The organism is Rhodococcus sp. IEGM 1409, from assembly GCF_030056735.1.
In the GTDB taxonomy this organism is placed as follows: Bacteria; Actinomycetota; Actinomycetes; order Mycobacteriales; family Mycobacteriaceae; genus Rhodococcus_F.
The window spans coordinates 217,981-229,335 of sequence record NZ_JASHKN010000010.1; the positions used below are offsets into that span (position 1 = coordinate 217,981).

Sequence of the window (11,355 nt, forward strand, 5' to 3'; positions counted from 1 at the left end):
TGATGGCGCGATTCGGCTACACCTTGATGACCGAACAGGCCGGCCCGAAAGAACTGGTTCGTCATGCAGTTCGGGCCGAAGAAGTCGGCTTCGACTTCGAAGTGATGAGTGATCATTACTCGCCGTGGCTGACCGAGCAGGGGCATGCGCCCTACGCCTGGTCGGTGCTGGGAGCAGTCGCCCACGCCACCGAGCGAGTCGGGTTGATGACGTATGTGACTTGTCCGACCGTCAGGTACCACCCTGCCGTGGTCGCGCAGAAGGCCGCGACGATCCAGATCCTCGCGGACGGGCGCTTCACCCTGGGATTGGGAAGTGGCGAGAGCCTGAACGAGCATGTGGTTGGCGAGGGTTGGCCGTCCATCGACACCCGACAGGACATGCTGCAAGAGGCGGTGAGCATCATCCGCGCACTGCTTGCCGGAGATCTGGTGAGCTGGAAGGGGGAGTACTTCGATGTCCAGTCCGCGCGGATCTGGGATCTCCCGGAGAACCCGGTTCCCCTGGCGCTGGCCATGTCCGGTGACAAGTCCGTCGAGCGTTTCGGTCCGATGGCCGATGATCTGATTGCCGTGCAACCGGATTCGGATCTGGTGCACCAGTGGAAGCACGTTCACGGCCGGGCGTACGGATTGGCTCCCGCAGGCCGGACCATCGGTCAGATTCCGATCTCGTGGGATCCTGATCGCGACACGGCAATCGCCCGAGCTCATCAACAGTTCCGCTGGTTCGGCGGAGGGTGGTCCGTGAACTCCGAACTGCCGACGCCGGCGAGCTTCTCGGGCGCGACTCAGTTCGTGCGCAAAGAGGATGTAGCTGAAAGCATCCCGTGTGGTCCCGACCTGGATGTGATCGTCGAGGCGGTCAAGGCATACACGGACGCCGGATTCACCGATGTGGCACTGGTGCAGATCGGTGGAGATACCCAAGACCGATTCTTCGACGAGGCGGCCAAGCCGCTGCTCGAGGCTCTGCACGTCGAATTGGGGTGATCGAGAAGATCAAGCGAGTTCCGCCGAGCGGGCTCGCGTCGAGTCGTGCGCTACCGCCGTGCAGCCTCGCCTGCTGCGCGACGAGGGCCAAACCCAAACCGCTTCCGGCGTTACCCGCACCGGTACCACGAACAAATCGTTCGAACATCGCTTCGCGTTCCGACGGCGCGATCACCGTGCCGTTGTCGTCGACGAATACCGTCGCCGAACCGGTGGCAGCCCCTGATCGGACGGTGATCTCGACTTCGTCGGCATTGCCGTGCCGAACGGAGTTGGTGACGGCGTTGGTCAACACCAGACGGATACCCGCGGGAAAAGCCTGAACCGAAAGCTCCTCCGGTGCGTTCAAACGAACGTCGACCTGAGGGTGCAGACGGCCTGCGTCAGCGACGGCGCGATCGGCAACCTCCACGAGATCGACGTCGGCACAATCCTCGGGATCGGCCACCTCACCCAGGGCGAGCGTCTCCAGATCGGTCAAGGTGCGCTCGATCTGGCGCTGCGCCTCCAACAATTCGCTGGACAGTTCGCGCCGTTGGCTTTCCGTGAGATCCAGTGTCGCGAGAACTTCCAGATCGGTACGCATCGACGTCAGAGGAGTGCGTAGTTCGTGGGCGGAGACGCGAGCGAAATCGCGTGCCGACTCCAACGCCTCCTCCGTGCGGCTTCGATCGCTTTCGATGCGACTGAGCATGCTGTGGATTGCTTCGGACAATTCTTCGGCTTCGCGCGTGCCACGTACCGACGGTGCCCGGCGCGAGAGTCCTTCGACGTCGAGATTGTTGCCGATCGAACTGGTGGTCTCGGTCAATTGCTGTAGGGGGCGGACGGCACGGCCCGTGAGGAACCAGCCGAGCCCGGCCGCGGCGAGAATGGCGACCACCGCCGCAGCGGCCACCTGGAACTGCTGCTCACGGATTGCCTGGGTCAGTGGGTCTTCGGGGATGCTGACGGCCAGTGCGGCGCCGCTGTCGCCGGGCAGCAGAACATCCCGACTGCGGACGTCGGTGGTAGCCAACGCGCTGATGGCCGTGGCATTGAGGCCGGGGTCGACGACGAGTGGTTGAGTTGTTGCGGTGGGTGTTTCGATGAATGCCGGGCTCGGTGCACTTGCCGCGACCCCCAGAGTGACGGAGTCGAGAGTGCGTTCGAGTTGTTCGGATCCGTTGACACGCAGAAAGACCGCGAATGCAATTCCGATCGCGGCAATGACGATTCCGGCGGCCAGGCCCGAGGCGATGGCTACTCTGGTCTGTAATGACAGCGGCCGCTTCATCGTTCGGCCCTCAGGACGAAGCCAACTCCGCGCACGGTGTGGATCACGCGGGGAGCCCCGTCGACCTCGAGTTTCTTGCGTAGGTAGGTGACAAAGACGTCGACGACATTGGTGTCGGCAGCGAAGTCGTAACCCCAGACGAGGCGCAGGAGTTGTGCCCGGCTCAGTACGATGCCGGCATGCTCGGCGAGCACGGACAACAGATCGAATTCTCTTTTGGTGAGTTCGATTCGCCTACCGTCGATGTGTGCTCGATGACCACGAAGATCAACGGTGAGAGGGCCGACGGTGATCGGGTGATCGAGGGTAGGGGTGGCCCGCGTCGTGCGTCGAAGCAAAGCGCGGAGCCTGGCGACAAGCTCTGCCAACTCGAAGGGTTTGGTGAGGTAGTCGTCGGCGCCCGCCTCGAGCCCCGCGATGCGGTCGCCCACGGAACTTCGGGCGCTGAGTACGCAGATCGGAACCTCGTTGCCGATCGCACGCAATGCCGTCACGACCCCGACGCCGTCGAGGCCGGGCATGTTGACGTCGAGAACAAGCGCGGCCGGGCATTGCTTGTTCACCGACGACAAGGCTGATCGTCCGTCGACGGCAGTCGCCGTGTCGAAGCCCGACAATCGAAGTCCACGTTCGAGCGAATTCAATACCTTCGCGTCGTCGTCAACGATCAGGATGCGCTCGCGTGTACTCACCCCAGCCATGGTGCCATCGGAATACGGCCTGGGGCCTCGCTCGGAGCGAGGGCCGCCGCATTCTCATCAACTCCTAAGAAACCGACAACAGATCTGCAGTGTTGGCTTCATAACCTCGGGTTTCTCGGATGCGACCGCGCCGAGAATTCGAGAATGTTCGATCAAGGAGAACAACGATGACGCGATTGAAAGTGAACGGCAAGCGGGTCCGCCGGACCGGTGTGGTGGTGGCCTCCGTGGCGGTCCTGGGTATGGCCGTGGCGCCGGGAATCGCTTGGGCCTCCAACCCGATTTCCGACGGGTCTCCGGTGGCGGTTCGATCCATCGCGACCGCTCCGTCCGAGCTGGGTGTGGCACCCGAAGTAGCGTGTGGTGCCGCGGCGCCGATTTCCGACGAGGAGCTGCAGAGGCTCATCGACGAGGGCAAGGTTGTACGCGCGGAGGAGGCCGGTACGGCCGCAATCACTATCGAAGTGCCGAGCGAAGCTGCGACATTCATTGCGCGTGAAGGTGTGCCGGCGTTGCCGTCCGTCGAGTGGGCTCCGACGACCGACGGTGTTCCCGCAGAGGTGCTCGACATTGCCGGTGTCGCGCCGCTGGAGGAAGGCGTTGCTCTGTCATGCACGGTCGCTGCGGGGTGACGAGCGAAAAAAGCTCCGTATGAACCGCTTTGACCTGGAACGGTACGGCCGTACTCAACCGGATCTGGAGGTCGGTCAAGCCTGTCGGTAGCACTTGCTACGTTCGGGGCGGTCTCGGCGAGCATGCCGGGACCGTCGCCGACGGCGTCATGTGTGTGGTGTCTTTGCAGAGGCTGCGGTACGGCCTGATGCGGGGCGCGTTTCGAAAGGTGTTGTGTTTCATGGTCATGGGCCCCACCCACGCGATGTCCGGTGCTGCTGTGGGGTTGGTGGTTGCAGAGTTGTTGCCTCTCGACTGGGGAGGGCCCACATCCACCGCGGAGACGTTGACCTTTGCCGGGGTGTGCGCCGGAGCCGCCCTGCTTCCCGACCTCGATACCGGTCAGTCGACGGTTTCCCGATCATTCGGTCCGCTCAGCAAGGCGCTGGCCAAGGGCATCGACGCGATTTCGGTGACCTTCTACCGCATTACGAAAGGCAAGAAGGACGGCAAGCGTCGTGGTGGGCATCGGACTCTCACGCACACCGCACTGTTTGCCGCCGGTCTGGGTGCCGGGGTCTCTGCGCTGGTCGTTCAGTTCGGGAAGCCCGCCATCATCATCACGCTGTTCTTCTGCCTCGGGTTGGCGATCCGAGGATTGGCGGGTGAATTGGCCAAGGAGAAGGGATGGCTCGCGGTTTCTGCCGTTGCGTTGGTGCTCTCGACCCTCACTTGGCAGTGGTATCCCAGCGAGGCCGGATCCACCGGTCTAGGTGTTGCGGTGGCACTGGGCTGCGCCACGCACTGCCTCGGCGATGCGATCACCAAGGAGGGGGTGCCGTTTCTTGCGCCCCTGATCCCGCTCGGCGGCAAGCGCTGGTGGGAACAACGGCTGCCATCATTTCTGTCCATCCGTGCAGGTGGGAACCTCGAGAAGGTCCTGATCGGGCCGGCTCTGACGGTTCTGACTGCCTGGTTGATCATCAGTGCGTTCGAGGGTGCCCCGGAAGCGATCTACGCGGTCTTCGCTCCGATGGTGCGGTGATCGTCGGAAAACTTTTATTACGGAACCACTGGCATCGTAATCGTATTTGTTCTACGTTCGTCCCTGACATGAACCGAGTCGGCTGACGGAGTGAGCAGTGGTGCATCAAGCAGAACCCAAGGCAGCGCACAGTGTGAGCCGGCGCGGATTTCTCGCAGGGAGTGCTGGTGCTGCTGCGCTTGCGGGTCTTTCGTGGGCGCCGGCGGGAGCAGTTCCCCGGGGCTCGGCATCGACCATCGCGCCACCGCCCGGATTTCCGTCGGACATTCCGTTGTCACAGCAGGCATACGCCAACTGGTCGCGAGAAATCATGCTCGACAGTGTGTGGACGGCGACGCCGCGTCACAGCGACGACGTCGTCACCCTCGCCAACTGGGCGTTCGACAACGGGTACACGGTACGTGCGCGCGGAACGATGCACGGGTGGAGTCCGTTGACGGTGGTGCCGGGCGCGCCTTCGGATTGCGTTCTGCTGGTCGACACGATGACCAACTTGAATTCGGTTGTGGTGCAGCACGGCACGCCAGCAACGGACATTGCGGGCGCCGGTACGCCCGCAATGGTCACGGCCGGAGCCGGGGCCAGTATCGAAGCGATTCTGACAGCGCTCGAGCGAGAGGGGCTCGGCTGGGCCAACTCTCCGGCGATCGGTGAGCTGTCCATCGCCGGGGCACTGGCGATCGGCGCTCACGGGGCAACGTATCCGGCGGCGGGGGAGACGATCACCCCTGGTCAGTCGTACGGATCGCTGAGCAACCTGATCACCGAGATCACGGTGGTGGCGTGGGACGAAGGCAGCAATCGATACGCGCTGAAGACCTTTCACCGATCAGACGACGAGATCACGGCTTTCCTGACCCATCTGGGCCGAACCTTCGTCACCTCCGTGACGCTGCAAGCCGGGGAGAATTATCGGCTGCGATGCCAGAGTTTCACCGATATTCCGTGGCAAGAACTCTTTGCTGCTCCCGGCTCGCCAGGGCGCACTTACGAGAGTTTCGTCGAGAAATCCGGACGGGTGGAAGCGATCTGGTTCCCGTTCACCGAAACACCGTGGCTCAAGATCTGGACACCGACCCCGGTCAAACCGCCGGAGTCTCGAGAAGTGAGCGGGCCGTACAACTACTTCTTCTCCGACGCGATTCCCGAAGAAGTCACCACCCCGTTGGGGATGGTGGCGCAGGGCCTTCAAGCTGCGACAACACTGTTCGGCGCCTCCCAGTTCGGAGCCGTAGCAGCAGGATTGGCGCTCACCGACACCGACGATCTGTGGGGATGGTCGAAAAATGTTTTGTTCTACCTGCGGCACACAACCTTGCGCGTCGTAGCCGGTGGTGGGGCAGTGATCACCAAGCGGTCCAACATCGGCCGTGTCGTGCATGAGATGACGAGTTGGCTGAACGAGCGAATGACGCACTACGCGTCGCTCGGGCAGTATCCCGTCAACATGCCGTTCGAAGTGCGTCTTTGCGGGGTCGACGACAATGGTGAAGTCCTTGTCGACAGCGCCGGCGTGCCGGATCTGTCAGCGGTGCGGCCGCGGGCGGATCGTCAGGACTGGGACGCGGCCATCTGGATGAACGTGGTCTCGATACCCGGTACGGCGGGATTGCCCGCGTTCCTTCGTGAGATGGAACGGTGGATGGTCGCGAACTACTCCGGCGATTACGCGACTTTCCGTCCGGAGTGGTCGAAGGGGTGGGCATTCACCGATCAGGCGGCGTACCAGGACGACGAATTCCTCACCAGCACAGTGCCTGCCACCTTCCGTGCCGGTGGCGACGGGAATTGGGACTTCGCTCTCGCCACTCTCGACGAACACGACCCGCACCGCGTATTCAGCAATACGTTCCTCGACCGCGTATTGCCACCCAGCTGAATCTCCTACTGCGGGAGCGGTTTGCGCCAACGTACGTCGGTGACTCGGATACGCTGATTGTTGTCACCGTTCCAGTCGACGCTCAGTCCCTGGGCTCGGAGTGCGTCGGCTACCTGGCGCCCAACGGTCTGATCGGTCTGCGCGATCACGTGTGCCTTGGCGGTTTCGTCGCCGAGACGCTCCGCATCTTGCATGTGGAAGAACGTGTACGCCCACTGAGCAAAGGGATACCCGTTCTCGTCGGGTTCGGACGGCGTGCGTTCGTCGTCGATTTCGGTAGTGCCGCACTGCATACAGCAGGTGAAGTTCTGGAAAAGGCAGGGCATATCGTCCGTACCCGAGAGAATGCAGACCGCCGCGTGGTCACGCTGCACAGTAGTGCGCATGTGCAGGATCTGGCGGACGAGTTCTTCGGGCCCCTTGCGGTGCGACTCGACGCCATGATGGCGAAGTATCCGCCCGAACTGCTCAGTCGATTCGAGGAATTTCTCGTCGACCTGCACTCGACGATGAACGAACACCTCGAGCAGGACAACCGCTGAACAAAAAACGCCGCTCGACTCCGGAGAGTCGAGCGGCGGTCTTGGCTTAGGTGACGGCTACTTGCCGAGCTTGGCCTGCAGGTCGTCGAGAACCAGGCCGGCACCTGTCGGGCCGAGGCCCAGGAACCAGGTCTCGTCGCTCACCTCGGTGGCGCGGCCTTCCTTGACTGCGTCCATGCTGGCCCACAGCGGTCCGGCAACAACGGTGGTCTGGCCGGTGTCGGCAGGATTTCCGTAGCTGGAGTAGAAGATTCGGTCACCCTCTGCCTCGGTGATCGTTTCCGGGCTGACCTCGACGGCCAGCTCGTTGATGTCCTGGATCGCCGGGCGGGGCAGGCCCACGTCTTTCAAGATGACGCCGATGAACGACAGATTGCCGTACAGACGCAGCTTCCCGGACATGAAACGAACCAGTGAAATGGTCGGGGAACCGTCGATCGACTCACGGACCTTGTCGGCGTGCTCTTGGTAGTCGTTGAGAACCTGCTCAGCCTTGGTCTCCTCGCCGAGTGCGTCACCGGCAAGGAGGAAGTTCTCCTTCCACGGGAAGCCGGGGCGGATGCTGAAGACCGTCGGCGCGATTGCCGCGAGCTGCGGGTAAAGCTTGTCCTGGCGCAATTTGCTGCCGAGGATCAGATCGGGCTGCAGTGCGGTGATCGCCTCGAGGTTGAGGTTGTTGGTCGTGCCCACGTCGGGGGCTCCGACGAGCTTGTCGGCCAGGTACGACGGCTGACCGGCGGCACTCTCCGGGCTGGCGATGCCGACCGGGGTGATCCCGAGTGAGAGGACCTCGTCGAGTTCGCCGCTGTCGAGGACGACGACGCGGGTGGGCTTGGCCTCGAGGGTGGTCTCGCCCAGAGCGTGGGTGATCGTGCGCGGGAACTCGCCGGGCGCGGCATTGCTGCCGAGCTTCGCGGTTTCCGTGTCGGCGGTGCTGAACAGCTTGCCGCCGGTCGCGACATCGGTGTTGCCGTTTGCGTTGCTGCCGGCGTCGGAAGAGCCGCAGGCCGTAGCGGCAAAAACAGTCGCCAGGGCAACCATGGCGACCCGGACCGACGTGCGGCTCCGGAGAGTGGTGCGTGAGTGCATTAGGCTACCCTACCTTCCGTCTGTACGGCTTGGTCAGGGAGGTATCAGCACTGTCGATACCGGGTGAATGGTGCCTCAGCTCTCGCTCAGCGGGACCTCTACGCAATTCGGGTTACAGGGTGCGACTGTAGCGAACACCAATCCGACTGTACTGCTACTCATCCCGCCGCTCATGCATGGAGCCGCGATCTATTCACTGCTCACGGCAGTCCTCATGGGTGCGCCCCGAGTGCTGACCCGCAGCTTCGATCCGATGGACGTGCTGCGACTGGTCGAGGCCGAGAAGATCACCGGAATCACCGTCGTCGGCGACGCGATTGCTCGACCGATCGCCGACGCCATCGCCGCAAGCGAAGGGCGCTAAGACCTTTCGACTCTCAAACTGATCGGGTCAGGCGGTGCGTTGTTCTCCCCGAACCTGAAGGCAGAACTGACAACCCGATTGCCAGGGCTGGTGATCAAGGATGCGTTCGGTGCTTCATCGCCAGGGCCGGCCGTGCTGCCGTGGCCTACTTCGACGACCCTGCGAAGACTGCTGCAACTTTTCCCGTCGTCGACGGGGTGCGTCTGGCATCACTCGGGTATGGGCACGACCGACTACCGTTGGGCGCGCGAAACCGTAGCGGGAGTGTGAATCAACCTCCGATACTTCGGACGACGCACCACTCGTTTCCCTCGGGATCCAGCAGCACCTGAAAGGTACCGGCCGAGTCTTCCTGAACATTGCCGACCCGAGTTGCGCCGAGACGCTCGGCAGCCTCGGTTGCAGCGACGACGTCATCCACGCTGACGTCGATGTGCAGGCGATTCTTCGTGAGCTTGGATTCCGGTACGCGTTGGAAGGCGAGGCGAGTCCACCCGGGTGGGTCGACAAACGCCCACTCCGCGCTTCGCTCCACAGGCCGTCCACCGAGGACCCCGGCCCAGAATTTCGCCAGTGCGATAGGAGACGAGCAGTCGACGACCACCTCATCAACCTGCCCGATCACCGGTTCACAGCTCCGCTGAATTCGGCTGTCACAGCCAGGGCTCGATCGGCGTCTTCACCCACATGATCTTCTCGTCCGGATGCTCACGCCGAGCCTCGGGACGGTCTGGGTTAGCGGCTGACCACACGGATTTCTCGTCGAGAAGTCCGGCCGCGATCGTCCAAGTTTCCCGCGTGCTCGGCGGATTTGCACCGGCCGCCCGCGCGAGTTTGCGTAGTCGATCGTCGGGCATGTCGAGCAACTCTGCACTGCTGATATCGCGATCCCAGGCGAACTTGGCAAGGCCGACAGCTTTCTCGCGTCGGCTACGGCTCGCCATGTCGTTGTGCGCAAAGTCTGGTTCGGATGCCACGGCTTCACCTTATCGTCGGGGGAGTTGCTGACGTCAGGATAGTGAACGTCTCGCGCTGGCCGAACGGCTCTACTCACTACGCAACCGAGGCCCTCCCGCGTGAGCGGAAGGGCCTCGATTGCTGTTCTTCACTGTCGGGGTGGCGGGATTTGAACCCACGACCTCTTCGTCCCGAACGAAGCGCGCTACCAAGCTGCGCCACACCCCGTGTCGAACCTCGGTTAGCTTACATTACCGAGTCGACTGACATTAAATCCGCAGGTCAGTTGCGTAGAACCGACGCTGGGGACTCTGCGGAACTGTGCGCGGAGACGTGCTCGGGTTCGCGCCTGGTGGCCGGAACCAGAGTGAGCAGAGTCGCCTCGGGGCGGCAGCAGAAGCGTGCCGGCGCCCACGGCGAAGTGCCGATGCCAGCTGAGACGTGCAGCTGGGTGTGCGCGCCCCACTTGGACGGCCCCTTGACCCGGGATCGGTCGATCTGGCAGTTCGTGACCAGCGCGCCGTAGAACGGAAGGCACAGCTGACCACCGTGCGTGTGGCCGGCGAGCACGAGGTCGTAGCCGTCGTCGGCGAACCGGTCCAGAACTCGCGGTTCAGGCGAGTGCGTCAGGCCGAGCTTGAGCTGAGCGACGGGATTGGGTGTTCCTGCGACGGTGTCGTAGCGATCCCGCTTCAGGTGCGGATCGTCGACGCCGGCGGCTGCGATGCGAATACCGGCCACTTCGAGTTCGCGGCGCACGTGAGTCATGTCCAGCCATCCACGTTCGGTGAAGGCAGCACGCAGGTCGCCCCAGGGGAGAGGATCCCCGGTGACGCGCTTGTTCTTGTTGAAGATGTAGCTCAGTGGGTTCTTCGGTTTCGGGGCGAAGTAGTCGTTGCTGCCGAAGACGAACAGGCCCGGTCGAGCCAACAGATCTCCGAGCGCCTGGACGACTGCCGGAACACTGCGCTGATGCGAGAGGTTGTCGCCGGTGTTGACCACGAGGTCGGGGTCGAGGCCTTCGAGCTCACGCAACCAATTCTGTTTCAACCGTTGGTTCGGCATCATGTGCAAGTCGCTGAGATGGAGGACCCGCAGCGACGACGAACCGGGCGCCAGGACTGGCATCGTCACCTCACGCAGTGCAAATGCATTGCGTTCGATGCCGGATGCGTACCCGATCCCGAGTGCAGCGGCGCCCGCGGCACCAAGTGCGGCGCGGGTCAGATTGGTGCGGAACTGGTCAGACACCCCTCAAGGATACGGGTGTGACCTTCTTCTGCGTCGCTCTCGCCGCCTTTTACAGCTATTCCACAGAGAATTGTGTCCGGGCGGAGGTAACTATCGGCACGCTCGAAACGCCGAGCGCGTAGCGTTTCCACCATGTCCGACACGACACCCTCGCTCAAAGCCACCCTCCGAACCGACATGGTTGCATCCATGAAGGCCAAGGATCCGCTACGTACAGCCACCCTCCGGATGCTCATGGCAGCCGTCCAGACCGAAGAGGTAGCCGGTAAGGAAGCGCGCGTCCTCACCGACGAAGAAATCATCAAAGTCCTTGCAAAGGAATCGAAGAAGCGCGGCGAATCGGCCGAGATCTACACCGAGAACGGTCGCGGTGAGCTTGCCGCGAAAGAGCGCGCAGAAGCTCAGATCATCGACGAGTACCTGCCGACGCCGTTGACCGACGCCGAGCTTGTCGACGTCGTCGACACCGCACTTGCTCAGGTTTCCGAGGAGCTCGGTGAGCGTCCCGGGATGCGTCAGATGGGCCAGGTCATCAAGGCCGCCAGCGCACTGGCCAAGGGCAAGGCCGACGGCGCACGTATCTCTGCAGCAGTGAAGTCCCGCCTGTAGAAGCGCGCCCCCCAGAACCAAAACGGCCGCGACCTCCG

General features: G+C 63.0%; 14 protein-coding genes and 1 tRNA gene. 7 read left to right on the forward strand and 8 right to left on the reverse strand.

Annotated elements, in window-relative coordinates; genetic code table 11:
* Window positions 1-2: 2 nt before the first annotated feature.
* Window positions 3-992, forward strand: coding sequence for an LLM class F420-dependent oxidoreductase (locus QM716_RS23975; protein WP_080961128.1), 990 nt, complete (start codon window positions 3-5; stop codon window positions 990-992).
* Here QM716_RS23975 and QM716_RS23980 read toward each other — a convergent pair.
* A complete protein-coding gene (locus QM716_RS23980; protein ID WP_283306627.1) occupies window positions 889-2,268 on the reverse strand; it encodes a sensor histidine kinase in 1,380 nt (459 codons plus the stop codon). The genes QM716_RS23975 and QM716_RS23980 overlap by 104 nt on opposite strands.
* A complete protein-coding gene (locus QM716_RS23985) occupies window positions 2,265-2,969 on the reverse strand; it encodes a response regulator transcription factor (RefSeq protein WP_283306628.1) in 705 nt (234 codons plus the stop codon). The genes QM716_RS23980 and QM716_RS23985 overlap by 4 nt, the downstream gene beginning before the upstream one ends.
* Before the next feature lie 167 nt (window positions 2,970-3,136).
* Here QM716_RS23985 and QM716_RS23990 point away from each other — a divergent pair, with 167 nt between their 5' ends.
* From QM716_RS23990 to QM716_RS24000, 3 genes are all read left to right on the forward strand, one after another.
* Window positions 3,137-3,601: a light harvesting protein subunit alpha gene (locus QM716_RS23990; protein ID WP_283306630.1), complete on the forward strand. Its 465-nt coding sequence runs from the start codon at window positions 3,137-3,139 to the stop codon at window positions 3,599-3,601.
* Between the two features lie 221 nt (window positions 3,602-3,822).
* Window positions 3,823-4,626 carry a metal-dependent hydrolase gene (locus tag QM716_RS23995; protein WP_283306706.1) on the forward strand — a complete coding sequence of 268 codons (804 nt, stop codon included), beginning with the start codon at window positions 3,823-3,825 and terminating at the stop codon, window positions 4,624-4,626.
* Between the two features lie 97 nt (window positions 4,627-4,723).
* A complete protein-coding gene (locus QM716_RS24000) occupies window positions 4,724-6,505 on the forward strand; it encodes a cholesterol oxidase substrate-binding domain-containing protein (protein ID WP_283306631.1) in 1,782 nt (593 codons plus the stop codon).
* 5 nt (window positions 6,506-6,510) lie between these two features.
* Here the strand turns inward: QM716_RS24000 and QM716_RS24005 are convergent, their stop codons facing one another.
* Complete coding sequence (locus tag QM716_RS24005) at window positions 6,511-6,891, reverse strand: DUF6891 domain-containing protein (RefSeq protein ID WP_283306632.1); 381 nt, start codon at window positions 6,889-6,891, stop codon at window positions 6,511-6,513.
* Here QM716_RS24005 and QM716_RS24010 point away from each other — a divergent pair, their 5' ends adjacent.
* Complete coding sequence (locus QM716_RS24010) at window positions 6,892-7,047, forward strand: hypothetical protein (RefSeq protein ID WP_283306633.1); 156 nt, start codon at window positions 6,892-6,894, stop codon at window positions 7,045-7,047. It begins immediately after the preceding gene.
* 57 nt (window positions 7,048-7,104) lie between these two features.
* Here the strand turns inward: QM716_RS24010 and QM716_RS24015 are convergent, their stop codons facing one another.
* Window positions 7,105-8,136: an ABC transporter substrate-binding protein gene (locus QM716_RS24015; protein WP_283306635.1), complete on the reverse strand. Its 1,032-nt coding sequence runs from the start codon at window positions 8,134-8,136 to the stop codon at window positions 7,105-7,107.
* Window positions 8,137-8,308: 172 nt separating this feature from the next.
* Here QM716_RS24015 and QM716_RS24020 point away from each other — a divergent pair, with 172 nt between their 5' ends.
* Window positions 8,309-8,500, forward strand: a complete 192-nt coding sequence (locus tag QM716_RS24020; protein ID WP_283306636.1) for a hypothetical protein — start codon at window positions 8,309-8,311, stop codon at window positions 8,498-8,500.
* Window positions 8,501-8,771: 271 nt separating this feature from the next.
* On the opposite strand, the gene QM716_RS24025 is transcribed toward QM716_RS24020, so the two are convergent.
* The 4 genes from QM716_RS24025 to QM716_RS24040 form a co-directional block, all read right to left on the reverse strand.
* A complete protein-coding gene (locus QM716_RS24025) occupies window positions 8,772-9,125 on the reverse strand; it encodes a VOC family protein (RefSeq protein ID WP_283306637.1) in 354 nt (117 codons plus the stop codon).
* 28 nt (window positions 9,126-9,153) lie between these two features.
* Entirely contained in the window at window positions 9,154-9,477 is a 324-nt protein-coding gene (locus QM716_RS24030; RefSeq protein WP_283306638.1) for a hypothetical protein, read from the reverse strand.
* Between the two features lie 134 nt (window positions 9,478-9,611).
* Window positions 9,612-9,685: transfer RNA gene (locus tag QM716_RS24035), tRNA-Pro, on the reverse strand.
* A 54-nt stretch (window positions 9,686-9,739) separates the two neighbouring features.
* A complete protein-coding gene (locus QM716_RS24040) occupies window positions 9,740-10,708 on the reverse strand; it encodes a metallophosphoesterase (RefSeq protein WP_283306639.1) in 969 nt (322 codons plus the stop codon).
* Window positions 10,709-10,840: 132 nt separating this feature from the next.
* Here QM716_RS24040 and QM716_RS24045 point away from each other — a divergent pair, with 132 nt between their 5' ends.
* Window positions 10,841-11,317, forward strand: coding sequence for a GatB/YqeY domain-containing protein (locus QM716_RS24045; RefSeq protein ID WP_283306640.1), 477 nt, complete (start codon window positions 10,841-10,843; stop codon window positions 11,315-11,317).
* Window positions 11,318-11,355 lie beyond the last annotated feature (38 nt).